Below are 26,375 nucleotides of genomic sequence, written 5' to 3'. Positions count from 1 at the left end.
ATCGAAGCTCCTTTCTTATACAAACAAGCTTCCAATTTGATAGATGGTCAAACAAACTAAATAAGCAACAAAAAACGGATAAAGAGTGGCAAAAAGGGTCCATTTTGTAGAGCGTGTTTCACGTTGAATTGCTCCAACAGTTGCTAGGCAAGGCATATAGAGAAGGACGAAAGCCATGAAAGAATAGGCACTCAATGGTGTAAATGCAGTAACCATCGTTCCTCCAAGAGCTGACTCCTGAACCCCGTAAATGATAGCCATCGCAGAAACAACTACTTCTTTAGCCAAAAATCCGGATATTAAGGAAGCCCCAGCTTCCCAAGTACCAAATCCGATTGGCACAAACAGTGTCCCAATGACTCCACCAATCTTAGCCAGGAAGCTTTCATTCATCTCAGCACCTATGCCGTTCGGACCTAAATAAGACAGCAGCCAAATACCAACCGAACCGGCAAAAATAATCGTTCCTGCTTTTCGCAAAAAGCCTTTTCCTTTTTCCCAAGTAGAACGCCATAACGTTTTTAGCTGTGGGACATGATAAGCAGGAAGTTCCACAAAGAATACGGATTTTTCGTTTTTTAATATAGTCATAGATAATATTTTGGTCACAACTAATGCCAGTACAATACCTAGTATATAAAGAGAAAATACAACCAATGATTGATTCTTCGCAAAGAATGCTCCTGCAAACAAGGCATATACAGGTAATCTCGCTGAACAGCTCATAAAGGGTGCTATTAAAATCGTAAGCATTCTTTCTTTATGATGCTCGATCGTTCTCGCAGCCATTACTCCTGGAACATTGCATCCAAAACTGATAATCATAGGAATGAATGCTTTTCCGTTTAATCCGAAAAACTCCATTAACCGATCCATCACGACTGCGATGCGGGCCATATATCCTGAGTCTTCTAGCAACGATATAAAGAAAAATAATACGAAAATCTGCGGGATAAAGACAAGTACTCCACCTACCCCTGCAATCACTCCGTCGCAAATTAAATCAATAATAAAACCGGATGCTCCTAAGGTTGTCAACAGATTTCTAACTCCGTCTGTGACGGTCCCTGCAATGAAACCATCTAATAGATCTGACAAAGGTGTGCCAATCCAGGCAAACGTAGCCTGAAACATAAGAAACATCAGTCCAAGGAAAATGGGCAGTCCTAACACAGGATGAGTAAGGACCTTATCAAATTTTTCAGATAGAACGGTTTTCTTTTCAGCCTGATGAAAAACTTGCGATTTTACTTTGGAAATGTAATGTTTTCTTCCTTCATAAATCGCCCTTTCACCAGTCATTCCTAGTTCAGTTTCAAGCTGCTTTCTAAGCTCATCCATTTTCTCGAAATAGGACTCTCTAGATAAATACTCCTCAACTGCTTCGTTTCTCCTTAGAAACTGGATTGCAATCCATCTTTTTTGTGCTGTACTCTCAATTGTCAGATACTGTTCCAAAGCGCTGATACATTTTTCTATCTTTGGTCCGTAATAGATGTTCAACGGCTTATTCATTACTGAACTTGGTTCTTTGAGAACTGAAAAAATAGTGTCGCACCCTTTTCCAGTTCGAGCTATTACTGGAATCACTTTAACACCTAAAACTTCACTAAGCTTCACAGCATCAATTTGAATTCCTTTTTTTTCAGCAACATCCATCATGTTTAGACATATAAAAGTTGGCTTACCGTATTCCAATATTTGAAGTGTCAAATGCATATTTCGATCAAACTGTGAAGCGTCTAGAATATTGATGATTCCTTCTACATCTTCCTCTAGCATAAATTTCGTGACGACCGCTTCGTCACGGGAAATAGGATTAAAATCATATATTCCGGGTAGGTCAATAATTTCTTTATTTACTTTCTTTACTTTTCCTACTTTCTTTTCAACCGTTACTCCGCTCCAGTTTCCAACATATTCATACGAATCTGTTAATATATTAAAAAGCGAGGTTTTTCCTGTGTTCGGATTCCCAATTAGTGCAAATTGACTCATAGCTTTTCTACCTCAATTGTCATTAAATCTTTTCGGCGAATTCCAACATTCTGCCCTTCACACTCGAGGACACACGCTCCGGAAAACAATCCTTTTTGTTTTATACAAAGCTCACAGCCTTCCTTTATTCCAAAGGAGTATAAGCGTTTTCTCAATAAAGGATCTACCGAGCTTAAATCCAGAATCTTTACTTTTTGACCTTTATCTACAGTATGAAGCTTCATTATGATCTTCCTTTTTGTATTCATTATAATGATATTGATAATGATTATCATTACATGTAAAATGGTATCACCCTCATTTTTCTGATTCAACCACTATTTCACGTAAGTTTCGAACAATTTATTGAATTTTTTCTAATATATTGCCATTAGCAACAGCATTTTAGAATTGAACCTAAGTGAAAGATGCTTATTTATTGTTTTATACTTAATAGAATGTGTACAATATTTTTATAAGATAAAGATCATAAAAAGAAACAAGGAGGAGGATTCATGACTGAATTTCAAAAAGAAATGATCAACCATGTCCAACACAAGGCTTTAACAAAATCCAAACTGGCTAAAAGAATAATTTTCATCATAATCGGAGCCATGTTAATGGGAATTGGAATCGAAGAGTTTCTTGTACCTAATAATATATTGGATGGAGGCATTGTCGGTATTTCGATCATTCTTTCTCACTTGACTGGGGTGAAACTGGGGGTTTTTATCTTCCTGTTAAATATCCCATTCTTTTATATCGGATATAAGCAAATCGGGAAAACATTTGCTCTATCTACTCTGCTCGGAATCGCTGTGTTATCCGTTACAACTATTTTGCTGCATGATGTTCCTGTTTTTACTGAAGATTTACTTTTGGCGACCGTGTTTGGCGGCATTGTTCTTGGTACAGGAGTCGGAATTGTCATTCGTTACGGAGGATCTCTTGACGGGACGGAAATTATGGCCATCCTCGCTAATAAAAAGCTACCGTTTTCCGTTGGAGAAATCATCATGTTTATTAATGTTTTTATTTTCGGAACGGCAGGCTTTGTGTTTGGCTGGGATCGTGCTATGTACTCTATACTTGCCTATTTTATAGCATTTAAAACCATCGACATTGTGATAACCGGATTAGATGAATCAAAATCAGCCTGGATTATTAGTGAGTATCATAAAGAAATTGGGGATGCCATTTTAGCCCGTCTTGGACGTGGTGTCACGTATTTGAACGGTGAAGGAGCCTTTACTGGAGATAATAAAAAAGTCATTTTCTGTGTGATTACCAGATTGGAAGAAGCAAAATTAAAATCCATTATTGAAGAGCTCGATCCCGGGGCATTTCTAGCCGTATCTAACATTGCAGAGGTGCGTGGAGGCAGATTTAAAAAGAGGAATATTCATTAGAATTTCAATTATTTACTTGTGATTTTAGATAGCAAATGACAAAATTTTAAGAAATATTAGTTGACATTGTTATTTCAACAATTTACTATTTCTTTATGATTAATTTTATATATGATTCTTATCAAGAGAGGTGGAGGGATTTGGCCCTGTGAAGCCTCGGCAACGGATTCTCTTTAAATAATGGAGAGCACCGTGCCAAATCCAACAGGCAGCATGCTTGGTAGATAAGACGGGTTCAGTTCAGTAACTATTCCCTCACCTTATCTTAGAAGGTGAGGGTTTTCTTTAGGAAGGAGGTTTAGATCCGAATTTTTTTTGGTTTTAAATCCAAGTATTTTTATTAGATTAGGAGGAAATTTTGTGAGAACTAAAAATATAGTGGTTTCAGTTCTTTTACTTAGTTTGATTTTACTTTTAGCTGCTTGTGGTAAAGGTGAGGAAAAAGCTTCAAATACCGAACCTGCAAAAGACAAGCAAAATTCATGGGAAAAGATTGAGAAAAAAGGAAAAATTGTTGTAGGTACGGAAGGTCTATATTATCCGGTTACATATTTTGACGAAAAAACAAAGGAGCTTACAGGCTTTGACGTTGAAGTAGTTAGAGAAGTGGCAAAACGCCTGAACTTAGAAGTTGAATTTAAGACGATGGAGTTTGATGGAATATTACCAAGCTTACGTTCTGGAAAAATTGATCTTGCAGCCAATGATTTTACCATTACTAAGGAAAGAAAAGAGAAATTTGATTTCTCTATTCCATACAAATATTCATACGGATCTGCGATTGTAAGAGAAGACGATCATTCTATTAAAAAACCTGAAGATTTAAAAGGGAAAAAAGTTGGTGGATCGCTCACAAGTAATTACACAAAGTATGCTGAATCTCAAGGTGCAGAGGTAATTGCATATACTGGATCAGACGCAGTGCTTCCAGATATCATAAATGGCCGTGTAGATGCGATGCTAAACGATTACTTGGTACTCATTCAAACTTTGAAGCAGTATAATAAACCTGGTTTGAAGCTGGTCGAGGAATTCAAGTTTGAACCGAATGTTGGTGCTTTCGTTATGCAAAAAAACAGTCCTGAGCTTAAAGCAAAAATTGATCAAGCTCTTCAGGAATTAATTGATGATGGAACTGTCAAGAAGCTTTCAGAAAAGTTCTACGGAGCTGACGTTTCTCATGAAGTGGAAATTGAGGGACTGAAATAAGGCATCATTTTCCTAATGAATCTAACCGTCAATAGGTTCTGTGAACTCAGAGCTTATTGACGGTTCATTTCATAGGAATTAGCACTAAAAATGATTCAGTTTTTCCATTCTTCTAGGTGGAGGTCTAATTGTGGAAAACTTTAAATGGGAATATGTATTTAATGTAGAATTAGTCATCGACTCTTTGCCGTTCATATTAGAAGGAGCTTCTTATACCCTTCTCATTACGGCTGCCAGCATGCTGTTTGGATTGATCTTGGGATTATTTATCGCTTTATTTAGGATGAATAAGCATTGGGTGATTTCCCTACCAGCAAGAATATATATATCTTTTATGCGTGGAACTCCTTTACTTGTCCTATTATTCATACTATTTTTTGGATTGCCCCTTGTAGGAATAGAATTAGAAGCGATTCCTGCAGCCATTCTCGGGATCAGTATCCATTTTGCTGCATACATAGCAGAGGTTATTCGTTCTGCAATCTCTTCCGTACCAAAAGGCCAATGGGAAGCAGCGGAAACACTAAGAATGTCCTACGCTCAAACCATGCGAAGAATCATTCTTCCTCAAGCAACAAGAATTGCTTTACCACCTTTAGCAAGTATTTTTATGGATATTATTAAAGGATCCTCTCTTGCCATGGTCATAACAGTTCCAGAAATGTTTTACCGTGCAAAGGTTGTTGCTGGACAAACATATGAAAGCTTGACGATGTATATATTAATTGCTCTGATTTATTGGGGAATTTGTACGGTAATCACCGTTTTCCAAGATTATTTAGAGAAAAGATATAACCGATACTTAGTGTGATAGGTGGTGAACCAGAGTGATTCAAATAGAGGGCGTGTCAAAAAGCTTTGGCAATCAAGAAGTCTTAAAGGATATACATTTTGAGGTTAAAAAAGGTGAGGTCGTTTGCTTAATTGGTCCTTCAGGATCTGGAAAAACCACTCTCCTTCGCTGTTTAAATTTACTGGAAACACCTACTTCGGGAAAGCTAAAGATTGGAAATTCAAGCTTTGAATTTTCCGGTAAAGAGGCAGATAAAAAACAGAAGCAAACGATTAGACAGTATTCAGGCATGGTTTTTCAGCACTTTCATTTATTCCCTCATAAAACTCTATTAGAAAATGTAATAGAAGCTCCTCTCATTGTCCAAAAGCGCAACAAGCAAGAAGTGATAAAGGAAGCTGAGGCTCTATTAGAAAAGGTCGGGCTGCTTGATCACAAACATAAGTATCCTGAACAGCTATCTGGAGGTCAAAAGCAGCGTGCAGCCATCGCAAGAGTTTTAGCGTTAAAACCAGAGATCTTATTATTCGATGAACCTACCTCCGCTTTGGACCCTGAGCTTGTCGATGAAGTATTAACCGTCATGAAGGAGTTAGCCAATGAAGGTCAAACGATGCTGATTGTTACACACGAAATGGGCTTTGCACGAGATGTTGCCGATCGTGTTGTTTTTATGGACGATGGCTATATTGTTGAAGAGGGTCCTTCAGAAAGCATCTTCACAAACCCACAGCATAATAGAACGAAACAATTTTTGGCGAAGTTACTGTAATTGTCAATACTCCTGGTAATAAATAAGAAAAGCTGACTCATCAGTGTCGTTAGTTAACGAACTTCCTGAGTCAGCCTCTTTATCCACCTTATCATTAGGCAGGCAGAATCTTTATTTCATCATGATCCAAGCTGTCTACACCGTCTGTAAAAACAAGCTTGGTGACAAACTTATAGTGATTGTTCTTTCCTGTTGGAGGCAAATCATTCGGGAGCTGACAGATAAAAGTTACCACTTTTTCTTCATCTGCCATTACCAATCCAGATGTTAAAATCGAATGCTCTGAAACAATCGTTTCCCCTTCGTTTGTCATTCGAATGAGATCCGTTTCGATCCTCTTCAATTTTTGCTCAATAATTCCGCCGGCAATCCTGAATTCTCCTTGAATCGTATCTCCCGGCTTGAATGTATCACCATTTAAAACAAGATCGATCTTCGCAGAACCGACACCCATTTTAGACATGATTTTTCTAAGTAACAATTTCTATAACCTCTCCTTAGCTTTGATACATATTCATACGCTCAAGAGTCTGGGAAGGTTTCAACTTTTTTTAATTAGGTTCATTTTTTCAAAGGATCGGAATCTAGAAGAACCATTTTCCACTATTAGTGGAATTATTAAGGAATTTCACTTTATCATTCCTGATACATATAAGGAAAATTTTGTTATTTATTATGATAAAGATCAGTCATTTTCTCCTTTTAATTAAACTACTGTTTGGTAAGAATGGTAATAACTAATCATAGCGGAAGTTTAAAATATATATTTTAGAGGTTATTTAAAAGAACCATTTCTATCAAGTAAAGTAGCATTTACGATGCACAAGGAGAACGTTTTATGATAAAGGTAGTCGCAGTTTCAATAAATAATGAAATGATGACAGAATTGTCAGTCCATCAACTTCATTCACAGGAAATTCGTTGGTTTTGGGTAGACTTTGACCGACCAACCTCAGAGGAAATGGATGCTTTAGAGCATGTATTTCATTTTCATCCTTTAGCAATTGAAGATTGTATCCATAAGCTACAACGTCCAAAATTAGATTATTATGATGACCACACTTTTTTTGTAGCACACAGTCTCTATTCAGCGAATGAAGAAAAGGAAGAAATTAATTTTTTTGTTGGCTTCAACTATATCGTTACGTTCCATCATAATGAATCAAAAGAAACCCAAGAAGTATGGAATCGACTCATTCAAACTAGTGAAGCACATGTTTGGAATCAAAATCTTGTCCTCTATCACATTTTAGATAAAGTAGTTGATAATTACTTCCCTACTCTTTATGAACTGGAAGATTCGTTAAACAACCTTGAAAATATCACACATGAACAATCGATGGAAAAATTATTAGAGCGACTTTTTGAAATTAGACACTCTCTTTTGAAATTAAGACAAACAGTAATCCCTATGAGGGACTTGTTATACCGTATTCTAAACTCACATCGTCTAGATAGTCTCCTAGAACGGAAAGAATATTTTTCCGATATCCATGATCATTTATTAAAACTTACTGAAATGATTGAAGCAAACCGAGAGATTACAACCGATATTAGAGACAGCTACTTATCGATCAACTCTCATCAAACAAACAAAGTAACGAAAGTTTTAACCGTGATCACAACCATTTTTATGCCATTAACACTTATTGCTGGAATCTATGGAATGAACTTTGAGTACATGCCTGAATTAACATGGAGTTTTGGATACTTTCTCACACTATTCATTATGCTGTTGATTGGTTTTGGTATGTTTGCTTGGTTTAAATGGAAAGGCTGGTTTGATTAGTAGAAAAGCGGAAAGCGCTTGCCTCTCTTTAACTTTAACGATCTGAGTTGATTGTAGCGGAGGGCACTTGGCTCCTTGAAAATGCATTCGCATTTCCTTCGTGCGGTGTTTATTCGAGGAAGCTTATTCAATGTCCTGCGGGAAAAAAAGGGAAGTGGAGACCCCAAAGGCGGTAACACCGAGGAGTGACATCCCTCCCCGCGGAAAGCAAGTGCCTCTCGCTGCAATCAACGGACAAACTTTATAATCTAAAAACAACAATCTATGCGAAAAGTGCCTAATTCAAAAAAGGCTGTTCCATAAGTCGGTTATTCTGACTTATGGGACAGCCCTTGTCTTTTCTAAAAAAACCTTTTTTTCCAGAAAATGATCGTTGTAATGGTTGATAAAAAAACAGCAATTCCCAGTGTGATGAAAAAAGCGTGTGGGCTATGCTGGAATGGTAAATCAACATTCATTCCATAAAAGCTAGCCACCATTGTTGGTAAAGCTAAAATGATGGTTATGGATGTTAGAAACTTCATCACAATATTTAAGTTATTAGAAATGATCGATGCAAAGGCGTCCATCATACCACTTAAAATGGAGCTATATGTCTCCGCCATTTCAATGGCCTGTGTATTTTCAACCATCACATCTTCTAATAAGTCTTTATCTTCTTCGTACATCTTCAAGTGGTTTAGACGTAATAGTTTTTCTAATACAATCTTATTAGACTTTAAAGATGTAGTGAAATAAACTAAACTTTTCTCTAATGATAAAAATGCGTATAATTCCTTGTTTTTCATGGATTGGTGTAATTCTCTTTCGATCTCATCTGTTTTCTTATTAATTTGTTTTAGATACCTTAAGTAATAGGATGAGATCACAAAAAGAATTTGCAAGGCAAATCTCGTTTTTTTCTTCGTATTAAACCCTTTGATTTTATTATTTTGAAAGTCCTGAAGAATAGGCGTTTCCTTAAGAGAAACGGTAATAAAACAGTCCTCTGTAATGATCATTCCGATTGGAATTGTTTCATAAATAGGGAAACCAGCATCGTCATGCGTTATATAAGGAAAGTCCACAATAATCAGCACATTATTATCTTCTCGATCAATCCTCGATCTTTCTTCATCATCGAGAGCATCTTTAAAAAACTCAATGGGTACATTCAATTCTTTTGAAATATAATGGATTTCTTCCTCATTAGGAGAAATCATATTGATCCAGCAGCCTTTTGTTATTCCTTCAATCTTTTGTAGTTTATTTTCAGCGTTTGTTTCATAGAACTCTATCATCTTCTCAACCTCCTCTTTATGATGAGGAAGTCATAATACCTTTCAAAGGATTGATATTATTGAATACATCATTCCCATTTAGCCAAAAGATATGACCAACTTCCTCATTGAACTGACTTGGATCGGGTTCTTTGCTACTCAAGAATATCAACTCCTTTTTTTTAAAAATTAACCACTATCATATCTTATAACTTGAATACAGGAGGTGCAATCCCTTCTTGTTATTCATCCTCCTGTATTTTTCGACCATTTAATATTTGCTCTATTTCCATAATGTGACGCTCTACCGTGTCCTGGGAAAAGTCAATTTCAGAGAACACTTCACGCAGATTCAGAATGTAGACAGGTTTTTCCTCTCTATTTCTCATTTGAAAATGAGATGAAGAAACAATGGACCATTCACCGTCCATCCAAATCGCAATTTGTTCAACCTCTCCATCCCAAATCAATTCCTTTAACAAATCTTTTTCTTGTAACTCCAGGTCAAATTCCATTGTGATCCTCCATTGTGAGTGTTCAATGTCATTATAACTTTATATACCTATTATAAAAGGATATCGTCAGTTTTATCACTTTTTCTAGTTTTCATACATTCTAACAACTTCGTTTTTTATTTGGTTTCAGATTCATCAATGAATAGAACATAGTCTATAAGCTCATCACCATTACTATGCCTCTCCCCATTAACTGAATTCTGAGGAAACTTCTGATTTCCACTTTTATCATATGGAATCATTCCAATGATTATATTGGATGGTTGCATAAACCCAAAAAGCGGATCGGAATCCGTTTTGTTTTGCAAGTAGATGTCTCCATTAAGAACGTCAGCAAATTCTTTTGGCATAGGACTTATGCCGTAGCCTTTACTTTTTAAAGAAATGGTATGCTCCATAAGAATAGCAGGATCGTAGTTTTGTGCATTCTCAGAAACCTGATAGCCACGATCTCGCTTAAGAACAAGTTTTAGCTTTTCGATTTTGTCTTGAGGGCTCAAGTTCCAAACAAAATAATGATTAGAAGCATCCTTTTCTTTCAACTTCCATATATATGGGTTGCCTTCAGTATCAATGCAATCCATTTTCCATCCTTTCATTGTCCAATTCCAAAAACTTTTCCCATAGCTGCCTTTATCAGACCTAAAGGGAACGAACACATGCTGATCATCAAGAGGGATGATATCTAGTATTTCTATAACCTTTGAATGAATTGGAACAGAGTTCATCGTTTCTATTAACTTTTCATGACTTGGAAGTGGAGTTGGTGGTCTGAAAATTAGAAAAGTATATATTCCAACTAGAATAATGAATAAAGTAATAATAAATTTTTTAATCATTCTGTTCACTTCCCATCATAGTAGAGTCTAACAACGACTCTGTGGAACGGAAATAAATCTGTTCTCTACCAGTTGATATGAGCAATCCTTTACCATTTCTTTCGATATAAATAACAGGCTTGATTCCACTTCCCCATTTTGCTTCTGTACCAATTAATTGATACGGAAACATTTCTAATTTTGCTTCTGATGTAATAGAAGGATTTGATACCTCATACCATAAAATAGCATCCATCGGTTCTCTTTCCATGCTCTGAATATTTTTTATCGAAAAGTCTTTAACTGGCAAAGCTGAAGAATGAGTCACAATCATTCTTGCTTTTTTATCATTCGCAATATAAGTGCGAATGTCATCTTTCGGATATAACAGATTGTCTAGAGGAGCGTTCAAAAAAGTAGTGATTAAAAATAAAAAATTAGCTGCAAAGCCTAGCCAAGCATAGGAACGATATTTTTCCCATCGGTTCGTATTTTCTCTTTTATGAAGAATCCAATATAAAATCCATACTCCAAGTGGTAAGATCGGAACTTTATAGATGGTTTCCTCTCTCGAAAAATTAAACGTGAAGGAAAAAATACCGATGAACGTTACTAGGATCACCTTCCAAATCTTTGGCTTTACATCTTGTTTTTTGTAAATCTTATAGATGAATAGACCAATAATGGTATAACTAAAAACCGTAAGGATGGCATTTGAGGCATTAAACATGTAAGTCATGATACCACTCTTTCTATGTTCGTAATTTCTACAACTCTTTTAACCATTCTCCAATGAAGAATTGGACTTGTTCTCGCTGTTCAATATGTAGTAAATGTCCTGTTCCATTGATAACAGAATATGTGGCATTCGGAAAATGATTGAATAACCGGAACGGGTCTTCAAAGCCGCATATATAATCTTGGCGTCCAGTTAAAATTAAAGCGGGTTGTTCATATACACTTCCTTCGGGAAACGGTTCAAAACTGAAGTGGTATCTTTTTGTCCGCCAGTCAGAAGCCAGGAATTCTCGATCTGCTAATAAACGGCCAGGCTGAAACTCTTCCAAAAACATATTTAGCGTTTCCTTTGTTTGCGTTGCCAGTAATAAATCAAAAGCCTGTGCAATTCCCTCGTCTAGTCCATCGAAAAGATCATCATCCCTTTTCAGAATCACTCTTTTTGGCAAAGTCCTTTCCAGCGTCCGAGTAGGAGGACATAATAACACAATTCCCTTTATTTGAGCGGCTCTTTTGTTTAGGATCCCTTGAGCGAGATATCCTCCAAAAGACATCCCTAACAGAGAAAACTCTTCATTTGGTAAAATTTTATCGATAAACTGTAGTAACAGATCTAACATATCATCTGTCGTTTTTACCCAATCTTCTCTCTTGCTTTTACCATGGGCAGGAATATCGACATAAATCCTTTTAAAACCTTTTCGTTGCATAAAAACCGGCTCAAGCCAGGCATTCATCGATCGGTGATCCGTGGCTAACGGATGTAAAATAAGAATGGGTTTCCCTTCACCATAAGTCACATAATGAATGGAAGCATTTTTTAATGAACAGTACATATACATTCTCCTTGGCATTAATTTGTAATGTAGAGAATGTATTCCTAACTCAAAACGATAGGAACTTTCCCTCTTTACAAAATATGTATTACCTATAGTATAAATTTAGAAAATGTTTCCTGTCATGTAGATTTTTTTTACCAAAAATAAACCCCTGCTCACCAAAGCAGGGGTTCCGTTTCTAGACATTAGATTCAGACTGATTAAAACCAGTTAGCCACAAGCCCGCACGAGGTGCGGAGTTATGATTATTGGTAATGCATCGGAGTTTAGATTGTATCGAAAGAGAATGCGAGTGCTTGCGGGCTTCTTATTACAGTCTAAACTTCTCTAACTCACGACTCAATTCCTGAGTCATTTGTTGAAGCTGAAGGACTTTTTCATTCACTTGTTCGACCGAACGGAGCTGAGCTTCTGTAGTAGCTGAGATCTCCTCTGTTCCAGCGGCTGTCTCTTCTGTTACGGCTGATATGTTTTCAATAGCCGAACTGATTTGGTTACTCATTTCGTTGGAATTTTTCATTCCGGCTACAAGTGAGTCTAATTGCTTGCTGATGCCAGAAACATTGTCTGAAATTTTTTCAAAGGCATTCTCCGTTTCATTCATGGACAATATTTGCTGATTGGATAATTCTTGTCCCAGCTCTGTTGCTTTTAAAATGGTCTCAATGCCGTCTTTAATATTGGTGACCATGGAGCTGATCAAGTGGGTTGCTTTTGTTGAATCATCTGCCAGCTTTCTTACTTCTTCCGCTACAACTGCAAAACCTTTTCCGGCTTCACCCGCGCGCGCCGCTTCAATGGCAGCATTCAAGGCTAGGAGATTGGTTTGTTCTGCAATTTCACGGACGGACTGGGCTGCCGCTTCAATTTGGCCTGTATATTGGGCAAATTTTTCAACAGAGTGATTAATGTTTTCTGATGAACTTGATAGCTGCTTTGCAAATTCAACTTGTTTCTCTAATGAAATTCGCCCTTCTTTTACTGACTGTAAAGCGTCCACACTAGCTTTGGAAGACTGTTCACTCTTCTCCTGCACCATGTTAAATTCTTCTTTCATGGTGTTCATCAATGAAGCGGTTGATTGAATATCCTCTGAGATTGATTGGCTTCCTCTTGCCAGTTCATCTGTTGAAATAGCGACTTGGTTGCTGCTTTCTTTTAAGTTTTCCATATAAGAAGAGACTTCTTCCGTAAAGCCTGACACTTTTTCTCCCACTTGCTCAATGGATTGGACGGTTTTCTTTAAGTTCATGATCATATGAGAGAAGGCGATGGTTAACTTATCGATTTCATATTGGCTTTTCTCTTTTCCTTTTGCATCTGCAACCTGTACGGTTAAATCTCCATCAGCCACTCGTTCAGCCTGGGAAACAATTTCGTTCAACGGCTTTGTAATTTTCTTAGCTAATATCCAGGAAAAAACACCTGAAAGAACAAATAACAATAAACTTGAAATTAAAGAAAAAGAGACCATAAAGTTAATTTTGTGCTGTGTTTCTTGTAAAATCTCTTCATACCATTCATTTGCTCGTTTATTTAAGAGATACATATCATTCAAGATTCCTGATATGCGAATGGATTGGCGTTTGATTGATGCTTTGTCATTTTCTTGAAACGCCTTATGAACATCGTCTGATAGGATCGAGAATTTTTCTTTCGCTTGTGCAAATATCTTTTGATGTTCTTCTTCCTTTAAGATCTTATTTAAATCGTGGATGTTTTTTTCAATTTTTTGCATGATGCCTATTGCTTCTGCTTTATTTGCTTCTGAAGCGTTGAATGCATAGTTGGCCAAAGATTGCTTAGCTATAACCATTTCTCCCTCGAGGTTTTCAACTTTTAGCAATACTTGAACATCATCTTTTGCTGAGCTTTGGACACTCAAAAGCTGATAGATCATAAAGCCTATAATAATAGTCGAAAGGATTAGAGGGATAATGGCAATGGTTAATAAACGGCTTCGTAGTTTCATCTTCATGCTCCTTTAATTCGATTCTACGGTAATCTCACCGGAAATGATTTTATTTTTTGCTTCTTCAATCGCTTTTTGTTCGTCTTGCTTTAATTGAATCACCCTAATATCTGCCAATCCGACTCCATCTTCCGCTAATCCTAATTGATAGGAGGAGGTTTTAATGGCTCCTTCTTCTTTTAAAGTCTTGGCAATATTAAATACTGCCACGTCAATATTTTTTAGCATGGAAGTCACTACCGCTTTTTCGGCTACAAAGTATTGATCAGAGTCCACTCCAGCAGCTAATACCTTCTTTTCTTGCGCCTTTTGTAAAGCACCAAAGCCTGTAAAGCCAGCAGCAGGATAAATAAAGTCGGCACCCTGTTTGATTTGTTTCTCAGCTATTTTTCCACCTAATTCAGCGTCTCCAAAGTTATTGGCAATCTCAACCAAAACATTAATTTTAGGATTGACATATTTTGCTCCTTGAATAAATCCTTTCTCAAAATGGTGGATTACAGGTATGTCTGCTCCTCCAATGAAGCCTATTTTATTCGTTTTGCTCTTCATAGCTGCAATCATACCGATTAAAAAGCTTCCTTCTTGTTCTTTAAATGTGATCGAAACTACATTATCAAGCTCTGAAACACCATCTATTAATAGAAATTGTTGATTAGGGTATTTTTTGGCCGTTTTTTCTAACGCTTCTTGCGAAGAAAAACCAAGCCCAATGATTAAATCATTTCCTTGTTCTACCAGTTCTTCTAAAGGTTTTTCAAGGTTTCCATCTTGCGCTTCTCTGTAATCAAATAATACCCCTAGCTCATCACGTGCTTTTTCAAGTCCACGGAAAGCTGAATCGTTGAAAGATTCATCACCAAGCCCGATATCTGATAAGAGAATGCCAATTTTGTACTCTTTTTTCGCCTTTTTCATATGAGAGCTAGTAGAAAGAGAACACCCTCCTAGTAAAAAAGTAATCAAAAGTAATATGGAAAATTTTCTAAACAAGTTTTGTCCCTCCAAAGTTTGAATTCTATTCATATATCGGATGATCTTTCCAGTTTTTAAGTCTGAAGTCTGACTTCTACGGAACGGTGCTTGGTCACGCCCTTAAAAAATATAAAAGATTGTTAGGATTCCAGATTGTAAGAAAAAATAATAAAGTGAAACTTCCATCTGAGGGGAAAAACGGATTAAGGCAAAATTAAAAGGCATGAGTCCGGTTCAATACCGAAATCATGCCCAAGTAGCTGCCTAAATTTCTGCTTATCGTTAAGTTTTGATTCAGTTTATCATTATATATCTATGTAATATATAGCCAAGAGTACCATGTCTCTTGGCTATTTAATTATTTCTTATTCTCCAGTTTCAGCAAATCGTTTAATTCTTTCGCCAATTTCATCTCGAACACGCTGGAAAAATGCCCATTTTTCTTCTTCAGTACCCTCCGCTTTTGCTGGATCATCGAATCCCCAGTGAACACGTTTTACATGAGGTGGTGTAACCGGACAATGATCAGCAGCATGTCCGCATAAGGTTACAACTAAGTCTGCCTTATTTAAAATTTCTGGGTCAATCACATCAGACGTTTGATTGGAAATATCAATGCCAGCTTCTTTCATTGCTTTTACCGCATTCGGGTTTAATCCATGTGCTTCAATCCCAGCACTGTACACTTCCCACTCATCACCTAAATGTTTCTTCGCCCATCCTTCAGCCATTTGGCTTCTGCAAGAGTTACCTGTACATAAAAAATAGATTGTTTTTTTTGCCATGATGCATTTCTCCTTTATCGTTTGTTTTAAACCATTAACAACCATATATAGAGACCAACTAAAGTAATAAACAGTGTTGGAATGGTTAAAATAATGCCTGTTTTAAAGTAGGTTCCCCATGAAATCTTAACCCCTTTTAGGGATAAAACATGTAACCATAGTAAGGTTGCCAGAGAACCAATTGGAGTAATTTTTGGACCTAAATCAGAACCAATAACATTTGCATATACAAGCGCTTCTCTTATTACACCACTTGTGTTTGTATCAGAGATGGCAAGTGCATCAATCATAACGGTTGGCATGTTATTCATGATAGAAGAAAGAATAGCAGCAATGAACCCCATGCCTATTGTTGCAGCAAATAATCCTTGATCTGCTGCCGCTTGAATAAGATCAGCTAGAACCTTCGTTAATCCTACATTTCGTAAACCATAAACGACCACATACATTCCGATTGAGAAAAATACGACGGCCCAAGGTGCACTTTTAATTACGGTACGTACATGAACTGCTGAACTCCTTCTTGCCATGATTAAAAAGAAAATAGCAACAATCCCTGCAATGAAGGAAACAGGAATACCTGTGAATTCACTTGCAAAATACCCAATAAGAAGTACTCCTAACACAATCCAAGATATACGAAACATTCTTTCATCTTTAATGGCTTCAATTGGTTTTTTCAATTGAGACATTTCATATTGCTTAGGGATGCTTTTACGAAAATATAGATATAAGACGAAGATACTTGCTGCTAATGAAAAGAAATTTGGAATGATCATTCTTGAAGCATACTCGACAAATCCGATTCCAAAATAGTCTGCCGAAACAATGTTTACTAAGTTACTTACAACGAGCGGAAGTGAAGTGGTATCCGCAATAAATCCACTCGCCATAATGAATGGAAACACCATTTTTTCACTGAAGTTTAGGTTTCGAACCATTGCTAAAACAATCGGCGTTAGAATAAGAGCTGCTCCATCGTTTGCAAAAAAGGCTGCCACTATTGCTCCTAATATTGTCACATAGACAAACATTCGAACTCCATTTCCTTTAGCAGCTCTTGCCATGTGTAAAGCTGCCCATTCAAAGAATCCAATTTCATCAAGAATGAGGGAAATAATGATAATAGCGATAAAAGCCAATGTCGCATTCCACACAATGGAAGTTACATCTATTACATCGTTAAAATCGACTACTTTAACGAGTAAGGCCAGGATCGCTCCCCCACAAGCAGACCAACCAATCGACAAACCTTTAGGCTGCCAGATCACTAAAATAAGTGTTAGTAAAAAAATCACTGATGCCAATATAACTGATGTCAATGTACCAACCTCCCATTAATCACACGAAATCCGTAATCCCTGTTCTTCTAATTCTTTTAATCTAAAATCTTGGTTAGGAAGATGATGAAGCAAGCTTTGTACGAATGGATAATATTCACTCTCTTTATTCAATGAGTAAATAATCCACTGTCCTCTTCTTGTCTCTCTTACGACTCCTGCATCTTTCAACTTACGTAGATGCTGACTAATAGCAGGCTGGCTCATTTGAAAAATCTCAACAAACTCACAAACACAATAATCATTCGTGTCTAACATCTTCACCATTGTGAGCCTTGTTTTATCCCCTAACAACTTTAAAATCGTTGCAGCTTTTTCGATTTCAACAGTTGCTCCTTCCATGAAAGCACCTCCTTCGTTCATCCGAGTATTAATATATAATAATTTGCTTATATAAACAACAAATATTTAGTAAGTAGTGGCTAAGATGGTTTATTTCAACGATCTTTCAAAGCGCTCGATTACATGAAAACCCTAAAAAATTTCACAAAAAAAAGCTTGTAGACTGGTCCAAGAAACTCGGATGCTGTCTACAGGCTTAATACTGGAAGTGTATACTTTTTATAAATACTTCCGATGCAGCCCTTTGCTATCGTACTTAAAGAGGATTGGTTTTCCTTCGACAATGGATTCTAGATGCACGGCTCTTCCCCATAGCTGGTTAATATATGGTAGTACTCTTTCTAAGTATTTCACGTCTAGCTCGATTCCTTCGTACCAATGCTTCAGGTAAAGCTCTCCGTTTTTCAAGAAGTCTCCGTCATTGACTGTGATATATGGAAATCCTCCATTCACCCGCATGCTGACAAGCTGGTCGCGTACATGCTCCCAATCTTTATCGACTATTTTATAATCCTTGCCTTGCTTTTGGAACAGGTACATGTCTTCACGCATGACAAGGTCTTTTGTTAAGTAATTGCGTAAGAATGAAATATCCGACTCGACTTCACGTACCTCAAACATTTGTGCTCTACCAGAGCCTTTCTTTACACCGCGCTTTTGCATTTCCTCTGTCGGATTATCAAAACGTTCTTCAATATCCTCAAAAATCTTTAATCCTAAATAGTATGGATTAATCCCGGTACGTGATGGCTGCACCACTCCCGCATTTAGTTTTGCAAACTCAATGGCTTCATCGGAAGTAAGATCCATTTCGCGTAATATTCGTTGATGCCAATACGAAGCCCAGCCTTCGTTCATGATTTTCGTCTCGAGCTGTGGCCAGAAATATAGCATCTCTTCCCGCATCATCGTCATAATATCGCGCTGCCAGTCGGTTAGCTCTCGACTGTACTGCTCGATAAAAAGCATGAGATCCTTTTCTGGCTGTGGCGGAAACTTCTTTTTTTTCTTAACCGGTTTTGAGTTTGTTGCCTTTTTATCTAAGTTCCAAAGGTCATCATAAGGTGACGAAGCCGGCTTCACATCCTCCTCTTCCTCTAAATCATCCATCGTCCAGGAAAAAGTTGGCCTTACCAAAGAAGGATCGATATGCTCTTCAATCGCAAGCACCGCGTCTAAAAACGATTCCACCTCGGACTTTCCATATTGAATTTCATACTGACGAATCCGATCCGCCGTTGCCGCCATGCTTTCTACCATATCCCGTTTTGTATTTCGGAAACGGGCATTATTTTTAAAGAAATCACAATGTGCAAGCACGTGAGCGACAATCAATTTGTTTTGGATGAGTGAGTTGGAATCTAACAAGAATGCATAGCACGGATCAGAATTAATCACAAGCTCATAAATTTTACTTAATCCCAAATCATAATGAACCTTCATTTTGTAAAACTGCTTGCCGAAGCTCCAATGTGAAAAACGTGTCGGCATACCGTAAGCGCCGAACGTATAAATGATCTCACTCGGACAAATCTCATACCGCATCGGATAAAAATCCAGCCCAAATCCTTTAGCAATCTCCGTAATCTCACCAATCGCATATTCCAGAGCCTTTTGATCAGAAGCCTTCATTGGTCACTCCCCCTTTTTGCTCTTATCACAATGTATGATATGGGAAGGATGGAAATGACGTGAAAGCTATATCATTAAAAAAAGAAACTTACCAAAGCGGCAAGTTTCTTTATACTTTCAATCCATGGTAAACGATTTTGACGACCACCCTTAAATCTCCATCTACTCACATTCATTTAAACTAATACCCTATCAAACTTCGGGACGTGTCAGCGCACTATACGGTTTGCCGTTCAATTAATTTGACAAATATCTCTTCATGAGCCATTTTTGTTTTGCCAATTGCTTGAAGGAATAGTTTTTTTCCTACTTCAATTAAAGGAATTTCTAGAGTGGTTATGTTCATAATTTTAGCTATTGGCTGATTATCAAATCCCATTATCGCAAGATCATTTGGTATTGAAATATTTTGTTCCTTACAGCAGGTTAAAATTCCAGCAGCTACCTGGTCACTCGTTATTAATAGAGCCGACGGTGGATTCGTCATAGTCATTAAACGTTGTACCACCCGTTCCCCGTCTTCAAAATTAAAACACTCATAGAAAATATAATTGGGCTCAAACGGTTCATTGATTTTCATAAGGAAATCTCTGTAAGCCAATTCTCTTTGTTTGCTATTGGTTCCAGACTTTCTTCCTATGCAATAACCAATCTTGTGATGCCCCTTATTATGTAAATACTCTAGAGCTTTGGAGAAACTTTTGTAATGATCGATATACGTGGAAGATACTTTTTTACCTCTCCCATCTTCACAGAGAATGATTGGACCATAAGACACATACTCCTCGATCATATCCCACCCACAAATTCTGGAACATATGATTAATGCATCTATTTGTTTATGCTTTAACATCATTAAAGCTTCAATCTCTCTATTTTCCTCGTAATTCGTTTGGAACAGAACTAACTTGTAGTTGTTTTTTACTGCCTCATTTGCTATTCCTTCGACTAACAATCCAAAATAAGGATGATTTGTAAAAGGGACAACCACACCTATAAGGAAGGTTTTTCCTTTACTTAAATGGACTGCATTTATATTTCGTTGATAATTGCACATCTCAATGGCCCGCCTAACAGCAGCCTTTTTTTCAGCACTGACATATGGGTGATTATTTAATACACGAGAGACTGTGGTTACTGATACTCCTGCCATCTTTGCGATATCTTTAATATTTGCCATATGCTCACCTTTTCAAAAAACTAGTTCTTGCTCTGAAATGCGTTTCATAATTTAAGCTTTACGTATAAAAAAAGGAGGAATGCCATATGGTTATACTTGTGGGAATATTGTGCATCATTTTCTTGTGTGGCTCTATACTTATTTTATCATCACTTACTATTTCTCTATACCAAAAAAAGAACCCTTCAAAAAAGAACTTTAGAAAAAACACAAAAGATTTTTATAGCTATTTATTCGATGTCTATGATGATCATTTCTATATGTAAATTAATAAACGATAAATGTATCTGCATATTGAGACATAGTGTACATTTTTTTAGAAATCGATGTTCTCAAAAGCTTAGAGAAGAAGTTGTACTACCAGCCAATGTCAAATCTAAATATAGAAAAATCATATAATCAGCCTACCATCTCGTAATTGGTAGGCTGATCATATAATTCCTCCTAATAACCTTTTTGAAAGAAGAAATTCGGCTTAACCACTTCATTTGGATAGGGCTTATGGAAGATATGAGTTGTTGCAGGCGATAAAGGCGGGATTAACCAACCCCAATTTCCTGTCACTTTTGGTGCAAAACTCATTTATGTGGGGATGTATTTATACGATTCATTTCATATCACACACACTTTAATGCGTTATTCATAAAATAAATATGGTCAAAAGACTATTTTTCCAAGGAGGAAACAATATGAATTCGAGACAGATGATGCCCTACTCCGGCATGCCTACACAGATGTATTCGGGACAGATGATGCCTTACTCTTCTATGCCTTCACAGATGTATTCAGGACAACAGATGATGCCTTACTCTGGTATGCCTTCACAAATGTATTCAGGACAACAGATGATGCCTTACTCTTCTATGCCTGCCCAAATGTATTCGGGACAGATGATGCCTTATTCTGGTATGCCTTCACAGATGTATTCTGGACAACAGATGATGCCTGCGAATAGGTAAATATTTGGAGATCCTCAAATAAAGTATGAACACCTTTATAGCTCAATAATATGAGTTTTAACAAACATTTTTTATTATTGTTGGTTCAAAAATTGGGGATGAAAAACTTAAAAATTGAAGGTCTTTCATTTGTACGGCCCAGGACAAAAAAACTAGCTTAGCATCAAACTAAGCTAGTTTCAGACTGCCCCGCAAACGCTCGCATTCATCGTCACGAACCCTGTCTAGCTACAGCCCCTAGCCAGTTTTCATCCTTGAAATAACTTCCCTGAGTATCTTGTGACAAGCGTTTTCAATCAGTCTGATTGTGCGTAATATATACATTGCCTAAACTCTAAGCTAGGTTTCTCATTTTTTGATTTCCCACAATCACTTCACCGTATTTTTAGATAGCCCCATCAATATTTCACAGCAATATTTTTCACCTGTGTATAATTTCGTATGGCCTCTAATCCTTTTTCTCTTCCGAAACCGCTTTGTTTGTAGCCGCCAAATGGCATTGGAACGCCTCCGCCGGCACCGTAGTGGTTTATGAATACTTGGCCGCATTGAAGCTGGTTTGCCACACGATGTGCTCTTCCCACATTTTCAGTCCAAACACCTGCAACGAGGCCGTATGGGGTACTGTTCGCCAATACAATCGCTTCATCTTCCGATTCGAATGTTGTAACAGTCAGTACAGGACCGAAAATTTCCTCCTGTGCAACGAGATGATTTGGTGGAACGTTATCTAAAATAGTCGGTTGAATGTAATAGCCATATTCACAATTTTCAACAAATGCACGTTTTCCACCGGTTACAATGTGAATACCATCTGCCTTCGCTGTATCGATGAAACTTTGAATTCTTTCAAATTGCTTTTTGGAAAGTACAGGACCAAGATCATGATTATCGATTCCAGGTCCAATCGTAAGCTTTTCCATAGCTGCTGCTAGTTTTGGCACAAAGGTTTCCTTAATCGATTTCTCAATAACTAAGCGGGAACCGGCAGAGCATGTTTGACCTGCATTTTGGACAATCGAGCGAAGAACCCACTCGAGTGCTTTTTCCTCATTACAATCAGCGAACACAATATTGGGTGACTTCCCTCCAAGCTCAAGTGTTACGGGAACAATGTTTTGCGCTGCTGCTTCCATGACTCTTTTTCCTGTCTCCACTGATCCTGTAAAGGTAATATGATTGATCTCTTTATGAGCAGAAAGGGCAGCGCCGGCCTCGTGGCCATAACCCGTTACAACATTGACAATTCCCTTTGGCAGCTCTAAAGATTCCATTAATTCAACAAGTTTTAATGTAGTTAGCGGAGTGTCTTCTGCAGGCTTTAATACGGCCGCATTTCCAGTAGCAATCGATACAGCAATACTTCTTGCAGCAATTTGCAACGGGTAGTTCCATGGAATAATATGACCCACGATTCCGATTGGCTCACGAACGGTGTAATCGATGATTCCCGATTCAATTGGAATGGTTTCTCCCATAATTTTATCTGCCACGCCTGCATAGAATTCAAAATAACGAGCTGCTACTTCAACATCCACCTCCGCTTGGTTCAAAGGTTTACCAACATTTAGTGTCTCTAGCCTCGCTAACTCTTTTTTATGTTGACGAATCATTTCAGCCATTTCAAACAGAATTTTTCCCCGTTTATACGGTTGGAGCACTCTCCACTCTTCGGAATAAAAAGCCTTTTTCGCTGCTTGAACAGCTAAATCAACTTCTTCCTGATCTCCTCTTGGAACTCTAGCAATGAGAGAGCCGTCGGCAGGATTTTTTACTTCTATTATTCTAGTTTCATCTGGAAACGTCCATTTCCCACCTATATAACATCCTACAGTGAACACATCCGTTGCTTTCAATGGTTAAATTCCCCTCCCGCCATCTACATGTAAAACTGCACCTGTGACAATTGCAGCTTCCTTTGAACATAGGTATACAAGGGAATGAGCAATATCAATCGGTTGAATTAACCTCCCTAACGGAACACTTTTCTTAAAAATCGTTTCCTTCGTTGTTTCCACATCAGCATTTTTTGAAGTGAATTGCCCTAGCATATTCGTGTCAGCTGGACCTGGATTCACAACATTTACTCGGATTCCATATTCGGCTAATTCGATCGCTAATGCTTGGGACAAGGAAACAGCTGCTCCTTTTGATGCAATATAGGCATTTAAGCCTGGCCGAGGTCTTACCATTGAGATCGAAGCGACATTCACAATCACACCTTCTTTTTGCTTCTTCAGATAAGGAGTGACTTCACGGCATGTGAGAAAAAGTGCTGTTGTATTTACTCGCATAATCTTCTCCCAATCTTCCAATTTCACCTCTTCAATCGGTGTGGCCGGCTGTGCGATTCCTGCAATATTTACAAGCCCGTTAATATACCCAAATGTTTCATACACCTTTGAAAATACTTTCGCTACATCCTCTTCCTTTGTTACATCTGCAGCAATTGGCAGGAGTCGATCTGTTTTCTCAACTCCCCCCATATTCAAATCAACGGCACAAACGTAAGCTCCTTCTTCCAAAAAACGCTTGACCGTCTCTTTTCCCATACCGCCTTGAGCGCCTGTTATAACAAACACTTCATTGTGTAATCTCATTACTATACTCCTCTTTCGCTCGCATTAATTTATATAAAGCATCACAAATCGCAGAACCTAACTCACTCGTTGTCGAACTGCCACCTAGATCTGGAGTACGCACTTCCTTTTTCAAAAGAACCTGTTCAACCGCTTCCATTATGAGGTTGGCTAAATCTTCTCTTCCCAAATGCTCCAGCATGAGAGCTGCTGACCAAATTTGTGCGATTGGATTAGCGATTCCTTTCCCAGCAATATCAGGTGCTGACCCGTGTACAGGCTCAAACATAGATGGGAAATCTCCTTCAGGATTTAAGTTCGCAGATGGAGAAAGACCAAGCCCACCTACAACAGCAGAGCCTAAATCACTTAATATATCTCCAAACAAGTTAGAGGCAACGACTACATGAAAATGTTGTGGCCTTGATACAAAATATGCAGCTAGAGCGTCAATATAATAGCTTTCTAGTTTAATTTCCGGAAAATCATTGGCTACCTCACGTACCACCTCATCCCACAGCTTCATCGAATGAATGATTGCATTCGATTTTGTTGCACTTGTAACCGTTCCCTTTCCATGTTTTTTTGCATACTCAAAAGCAAATCTTGCTGCTTTTTCAGTACCTTTTCGAGTAAAAATGGTATTTTGAACTGCAATTTCTTCATCTAAAGAAGGATACAATCTTCCGCCGCTGTTTGAATATTCACCTTCTGCATTTTCACGTATAATGACAAAATCGATGGAAGCTTCACTGGCTAATGGTCGAGGTACACCTTGTAGCAATTTAACTGGCCGTAAATTTATGTATTGCTTAAAGCCTTTACGGATTGGCATAATAAGCTCCCAAATTGTAACATCATCAGGGACTCGATGATCTCCAATCGCTCCAAATAAAATAGCATCATATTGTTTTAATAGATCTAATCCATTTTCTGGCATCATTCTTCCATGTTGTAAATAATATTCACTATCCCAATGAAACGTATCAAATTCCATCTTCAATGAAAAATCTAGCTGTTTTAAGAGATTTAATACTTTAATCGCTTCATTCATTACTTCTGGACCAATTCCATCCCCTGGTAAAATGGCAATCCGATTGGTTTTCATGATTGATATACCTCTTCCATCTCCAAAATTTTTCCTGGATTTAAAATGTTGTCTGGATCGAGTGATTTTTTAATCATTTTCATTACATGTAAAGAAGATCTGCGTTCTTTTTTGAGAAAGCTCATTTTCCCTATGCCTACACCATGTTCGCCCGTACATGTCCCTCTATGGTCATGAGCAAACGTGACAACTTTCTCATTCAATTCATGAAAACGCCTCATTTCATCTTCATCGTCGGTATTTAGTCCAAAGACCGCATGGAAATTCCCATCTCCAACATGACCGAGAATAGCTCCATCTAAATGGTATTCTTCTAATAATTTCCGTGTATATGCAATGGAAATCGCTAATTGCGAAATCGGAACACAAACATCGGTTGAAACAAGCTTTCTATTTGGCTTTCTGCTTACGATGGCCAACGCAGCTTGATGGCGCGCTTCCCATAGCTGCGCACGTTTAATAGAGTCGCTCTCAAATTCAAATCGAATCGCCCCAGCTTCTTCTATTAATTCCTTAATTAAAGAAATTCCTTGATTAACTGCCTCTGTAGTGCCACTGTATTCTAGAAAAAGAGTAGGAGCTTCTTCAAAAGTTGTCCCTTTAAATTCGTTAACAGCTTGTATCGTCGCATCATCGACGAGCTCCATTTTACCGATTCCTACACCTGACTGAAGAACAAGCTCAGCTGCCTTACCTGCTTTTTCAACCGTTTCGAAAATAGCTTTAGCAACAACTGTTGCTTCCGGGATCCCAGCCAGCTTTAACGTTAATTCTGTAAAAACACCCAGTGTACCTTCTGAACCAATCATAAGCTCTGTCAAATTATAGCCAGCTGAAGATTTGATCGTTTCTCCCCCCGTTGAAATGAGGCTGCCATCTGCTGTGACAACATGGAGTCCCAGCACATTATGCTTCATCGTTCCATACTTCACCGCATTTGTTCCACTAGCATTTGTAGCCGCCATGCCACCAATTGTGGCATCTGCACCAGGATCAATCGGAAAAAACAATCCATATTTTTTTAAATACTTGTTTAATTGCATTCTCGTAACACCTGGCTGAACTTTAACGACAAAATCATCCGGATAAACCGAGAGAATTTCATTCATTAATGTAAAATCCATACTAATTCCCCCATACATCGGGATTACATGACCTTCTACACTACTTCCCGCACCATAAGGAATAACAGGAATACGATTTTTGGCTGCATATTTTATAATGTCAACAACCTCTTGTTCAGTTTTTGGAAACACGACAATATCTGGCTTTTTTCGCTCATGATACGACATACCACCACTATGATGCTCCAGCACAGTCTCATTCACACTCACCCGCTCAGGATCATCTAGGATAGCTAATAAATCTTTGTACATTTTTTTCAC

26 protein-coding genes, 1 pseudogene and 1 riboswitch are annotated in these 26,375 nt (G+C 37.8%); of the genes and pseudogenes, 6 read left to right on the top strand and 21 right to left on the bottom strand.

The window, feature by feature from the left end:
- Window positions 1-15: 15 nt before the first annotated feature.
- Both feoB and GD441_RS05240 read right to left on the bottom strand, forming a co-directional pair.
- On the bottom strand, window positions 16-1,998 hold the full coding sequence (gene feoB / locus GD441_RS05245) for a ferrous iron transport protein B (protein WP_153124448.1): 1,983 nt from the start codon (window positions 1,996-1,998) through the stop codon (window positions 16-18).
- Window positions 1,995-2,222, bottom strand: coding sequence for a FeoA family protein (locus GD441_RS05240; protein ID WP_191992101.1), 228 nt, complete (start codon window positions 2,220-2,222; stop codon window positions 1,995-1,997). Before GD441_RS05240 ends, feoB begins: the two co-directional genes overlap by 4 nt.
- A 291-nt stretch (window positions 2,223-2,513) precedes the next feature.
- Between GD441_RS05240 and GD441_RS05235 the strand changes: the two genes are divergently transcribed.
- From GD441_RS05235 to GD441_RS05220, 4 genes are all read left to right on the top strand, one after another.
- Entirely contained in the window at window positions 2,514-3,386 is an 873-nt protein-coding gene (locus GD441_RS05235; RefSeq protein ID WP_420849652.1) for a YitT family protein, read from the top strand.
- Window positions 3,387-3,501: 115 nt separating this feature from the next.
- Window positions 3,502-3,617, top strand: a riboswitch (SAM riboswitch).
- Between the two features lie 129 nt (window positions 3,618-3,746).
- Entirely contained in the window at window positions 3,747-4,595 is an 849-nt protein-coding gene (locus tag GD441_RS05230; protein WP_225434135.1) for a transporter substrate-binding domain-containing protein, read from the top strand.
- A 127-nt stretch (window positions 4,596-4,722) separates the two neighbouring features.
- The gene (locus GD441_RS05225) at window positions 4,723-5,406 is read left to right on the top strand and encodes an amino acid ABC transporter permease (RefSeq protein WP_153124445.1); all 684 of its coding nucleotides are present in this window, start codon (window positions 4,723-4,725) and stop codon (window positions 5,404-5,406) included.
- Between the two features lie 16 nt (window positions 5,407-5,422).
- On the top strand, window positions 5,423-6,160 hold the full coding sequence (locus tag GD441_RS05220) for an amino acid ABC transporter ATP-binding protein (protein WP_153124443.1): 738 nt from the start codon (window positions 5,423-5,425) through the stop codon (window positions 6,158-6,160).
- 94 nt (window positions 6,161-6,254) lie between these two features.
- On the opposite strand, the gene GD441_RS05215 is transcribed toward GD441_RS05220, so the two are convergent.
- Window positions 6,255-6,641, bottom strand: coding sequence for a sporulation protein (locus GD441_RS05215; RefSeq protein WP_153124441.1), 387 nt, complete (start codon window positions 6,639-6,641; stop codon window positions 6,255-6,257).
- 357 nt (window positions 6,642-6,998) lie between these two features.
- On the opposite strand from GD441_RS05215, the gene corA reads away from it, so the two are divergent.
- Complete coding sequence (gene corA, locus GD441_RS05210; protein WP_153124439.1) at window positions 6,999-7,949, top strand: magnesium/cobalt transporter CorA; 951 nt, start codon at window positions 6,999-7,001, stop codon at window positions 7,947-7,949.
- Between the two features lie 341 nt (window positions 7,950-8,290).
- On the opposite strand, the gene GD441_RS05205 is transcribed toward corA, so the two are convergent.
- The 14 genes and pseudogenes from GD441_RS05205 to GD441_RS05145 all read right to left on the bottom strand — a co-directional run.
- Window positions 8,291-9,229 carry a magnesium transporter CorA family protein gene (locus tag GD441_RS05205; RefSeq protein WP_153124437.1) on the bottom strand — a complete coding sequence of 313 codons (939 nt, stop codon included), beginning with the start codon at window positions 9,227-9,229 and terminating at the stop codon, window positions 8,291-8,293.
- 16 nt (window positions 9,230-9,245) lie between these two features.
- Window positions 9,246-9,371, bottom strand: coding sequence for a hypothetical protein (locus GD441_RS17415; protein WP_263862425.1), 126 nt, complete (start codon window positions 9,369-9,371; stop codon window positions 9,246-9,248).
- A gap of 79 nt (window positions 9,372-9,450) precedes the next feature.
- Window positions 9,451-9,723: a hypothetical protein gene (locus GD441_RS05200; RefSeq protein WP_153124435.1), complete on the bottom strand. Its 273-nt coding sequence runs from the start codon at window positions 9,721-9,723 to the stop codon at window positions 9,451-9,453.
- Between the two features lie 116 nt (window positions 9,724-9,839).
- A complete protein-coding gene (locus GD441_RS05195) occupies window positions 9,840-10,562 on the bottom strand; it encodes a hypothetical protein (RefSeq protein WP_153124432.1) in 723 nt (240 codons plus the stop codon).
- Entirely contained in the window at window positions 10,555-11,280 is a 726-nt protein-coding gene (locus GD441_RS05190; RefSeq protein ID WP_153124430.1) for a hypothetical protein, read from the bottom strand. The genes GD441_RS05195 and GD441_RS05190 overlap by 8 nt, the downstream gene beginning before the upstream one ends.
- A gap of 28 nt (window positions 11,281-11,308) precedes the next feature.
- Window positions 11,309-12,115, bottom strand: coding sequence for an alpha/beta fold hydrolase (locus tag GD441_RS05185; RefSeq protein ID WP_153124428.1), 807 nt, complete (start codon window positions 12,113-12,115; stop codon window positions 11,309-11,311).
- A 313-nt stretch (window positions 12,116-12,428) separates the two neighbouring features.
- Window positions 12,429-14,090 carry a methyl-accepting chemotaxis protein gene (locus GD441_RS05180; protein ID WP_153124426.1) on the bottom strand — a complete coding sequence of 554 codons (1,662 nt, stop codon included), beginning with the start codon at window positions 14,088-14,090 and terminating at the stop codon, window positions 12,429-12,431.
- A gap of 12 nt (window positions 14,091-14,102) precedes the next feature.
- On the bottom strand, window positions 14,103-15,116 hold the full coding sequence (locus tag GD441_RS05175) for a BMP family lipoprotein (RefSeq protein WP_153124423.1): 1,014 nt from the start codon (window positions 15,114-15,116) through the stop codon (window positions 14,103-14,105).
- A gap of 314 nt (window positions 15,117-15,430) precedes the next feature.
- Window positions 15,431-15,850: an arsenate reductase (thioredoxin) gene (arsC, locus tag GD441_RS05170; protein WP_153124421.1), complete on the bottom strand. Its 420-nt coding sequence runs from the start codon at window positions 15,848-15,850 to the stop codon at window positions 15,431-15,433.
- Window positions 15,851-15,876: 26 nt separating this feature from the next.
- Complete coding sequence (locus GD441_RS05165; RefSeq protein WP_153124419.1) at window positions 15,877-17,172, bottom strand: arsenic transporter; 1,296 nt, start codon at window positions 17,170-17,172, stop codon at window positions 15,877-15,879.
- A 15-nt stretch (window positions 17,173-17,187) separates the two neighbouring features.
- Window positions 17,188-17,532: an ArsR/SmtB family transcription factor gene (locus GD441_RS05160; protein WP_153124417.1), complete on the bottom strand. Its 345-nt coding sequence runs from the start codon at window positions 17,530-17,532 to the stop codon at window positions 17,188-17,190.
- A 219-nt stretch (window positions 17,533-17,751) separates the two neighbouring features.
- Window positions 17,752-19,164 carry a SpoVR family protein gene (locus GD441_RS05155; protein ID WP_153124415.1) on the bottom strand — a complete coding sequence of 471 codons (1,413 nt, stop codon included), beginning with the start codon at window positions 19,162-19,164 and terminating at the stop codon, window positions 17,752-17,754.
- A 217-nt stretch (window positions 19,165-19,381) separates the two neighbouring features.
- Window positions 19,382-20,344: a LacI family DNA-binding transcriptional regulator gene (locus GD441_RS05150; RefSeq protein WP_153124413.1), complete on the bottom strand. Its 963-nt coding sequence runs from the start codon at window positions 20,342-20,344 to the stop codon at window positions 19,382-19,384.
- A 444-nt stretch (window positions 20,345-20,788) separates the two neighbouring features.
- A pseudogene (locus GD441_RS05145) lies at window positions 20,789-20,908 on the bottom strand (nitric oxide synthase oxygenase); the annotation flags it as partial.
- A gap of 125 nt (window positions 20,909-21,033) precedes the next feature.
- Here GD441_RS05145 and GD441_RS05140 point away from each other — a divergent pair.
- On the top strand, window positions 21,034-21,303 hold the full coding sequence (locus GD441_RS05140; protein WP_153124411.1) for a hypothetical protein: 270 nt from the start codon (window positions 21,034-21,036) through the stop codon (window positions 21,301-21,303).
- Between the two features lie 398 nt (window positions 21,304-21,701).
- On the opposite strand, the gene GD441_RS05135 is transcribed toward GD441_RS05140, so the two are convergent.
- From GD441_RS05135 to GD441_RS05120, 4 genes are read right to left on the bottom strand one after another with little or no spacing between them, the layout of a single operon-like run.
- Window positions 21,702-23,159, bottom strand: coding sequence for an aldehyde dehydrogenase family protein (locus GD441_RS05135; protein ID WP_153124409.1), 1,458 nt, complete (start codon window positions 23,157-23,159; stop codon window positions 21,702-21,704).
- A gap of 3 nt (window positions 23,160-23,162) precedes the next feature.
- Window positions 23,163-23,903 (bottom strand): SDR family NAD(P)-dependent oxidoreductase, encoded by a 741-nt coding sequence (locus GD441_RS05130; RefSeq protein WP_153124407.1) that lies wholly within the window; start codon window positions 23,901-23,903, stop codon window positions 23,163-23,165.
- The gene (locus tag GD441_RS05125; protein ID WP_153124405.1) at window positions 23,887-24,990 is read right to left on the bottom strand and encodes a tartrate dehydrogenase; all 1,104 of its coding nucleotides are present in this window, start codon (window positions 24,988-24,990) and stop codon (window positions 23,887-23,889) included. Before GD441_RS05125 ends, GD441_RS05130 begins: the two co-directional genes overlap by 17 nt.
- Window positions 24,987-26,366: an FAD-binding oxidoreductase gene (locus GD441_RS05120; RefSeq protein WP_153124403.1), complete on the bottom strand. Its 1,380-nt coding sequence runs from the start codon at window positions 26,364-26,366 to the stop codon at window positions 24,987-24,989. The genes GD441_RS05125 and GD441_RS05120 overlap by 4 nt, the downstream gene beginning before the upstream one ends.
- Window positions 26,367-26,375: the final 9 nt, after the last annotated feature.

Origin of the sequence: Peribacillus tepidiphilus (genome assembly GCF_009466385.1) — a bacterium.
Taxonomy (GTDB): domain Bacteria; phylum Bacillota; class Bacilli; order Bacillales; family DSM-1321; genus Bacillus_BN; species Bacillus_BN tepidiphilus.
This window is presented reverse-complemented; position numbering and strand designations above follow the sequence as displayed.

Coding starts and splice junctions, on each gene's coding strand:
- corA (WP_153124439.1), top strand. CDS start 6,999: ATGATAAAGGTAGTCGCAGTTTCAATAAATAATGAAATGATGACAGAA.
- GD441_RS05130 (WP_153124407.1), bottom strand. CDS start 23,903: ATGAGATTACACAATGAAGTGTTTGTTATAACAGGCGCTCAAGGCGGT.
- GD441_RS05240 (WP_191992101.1), bottom strand. CDS start 2,222: ATGAAGCTTCATACTGTAGATAAAGGTCAAAAAGTAAAGATTCTGGAT.
- GD441_RS05120 (WP_153124403.1), bottom strand. CDS start 26,366: ATGTACAAAGATTTATTAGCTATCCTAGATGATCCTGAGCGGGTGAGT.
- GD441_RS05160 (WP_153124417.1), bottom strand. CDS start 17,532: ATGGAAGGAGCAACTGTTGAAATCGAAAAAGCTGCAACGATTTTAAAG.
- GD441_RS05140 (WP_153124411.1), top strand. CDS start 21,034: ATGAATTCGAGACAGATGATGCCCTACTCCGGCATGCCTACACAGATG.
- GD441_RS05180 (WP_153124426.1), bottom strand. CDS start 14,090: ATGAAACTACGAAGCCGTTTATTAACCATTGCCATTATCCCTCTAATC.
- arsC (WP_153124421.1), bottom strand. CDS start 15,850: ATGGCAAAAAAAACAATCTATTTTTTATGTACAGGTAACTCTTGCAGA.
- GD441_RS05200 (WP_153124435.1), bottom strand. CDS start 9,723: ATGGAATTTGACCTGGAGTTACAAGAAAAAGATTTGTTAAAGGAATTG.
- GD441_RS05125 (WP_153124405.1), bottom strand. CDS start 24,990: ATGAAAACCAATCGGATTGCCATTTTACCAGGGGATGGAATTGGTCCA.
- GD441_RS05155 (WP_153124415.1), bottom strand. CDS start 19,164: ATGAAGGCTTCTGATCAAAAGGCTCTGGAATATGCGATTGGTGAGATT.
- GD441_RS05185 (WP_153124428.1), bottom strand. CDS start 12,115: ATGTACTGTTCATTAAAAAATGCTTCCATTCATTATGTGACTTATGGT.
- GD441_RS05195 (WP_153124432.1), bottom strand. CDS start 10,562: ATGATTAAAAAATTTATTATTACTTTATTCATTATTCTAGTTGGAATA.
- GD441_RS05190 (WP_153124430.1), bottom strand. CDS start 11,280: ATGACTTACATGTTTAATGCCTCAAATGCCATCCTTACGGTTTTTAGT.
- feoB (WP_153124448.1), bottom strand. CDS start 1,998: ATGAGTCAATTTGCACTAATTGGGAATCCGAACACAGGAAAAACCTCG.
- GD441_RS05235 (WP_420849652.1), top strand. CDS start 2,514: ATGATCAACCATGTCCAACACAAGGCTTTAACAAAATCCAAACTGGCT.
- GD441_RS05175 (WP_153124423.1), bottom strand. CDS start 15,116: ATGAATAGAATTCAAACTTTGGAGGGACAAAACTTGTTTAGAAAATTT.
- GD441_RS05150 (WP_153124413.1), bottom strand. CDS start 20,344: ATGGCAAATATTAAAGATATCGCAAAGATGGCAGGAGTATCAGTAACC.
- GD441_RS05205 (WP_153124437.1), bottom strand. CDS start 9,229: ATGATAGAGTTCTATGAAACAAACGCTGAAAATAAACTACAAAAGATT.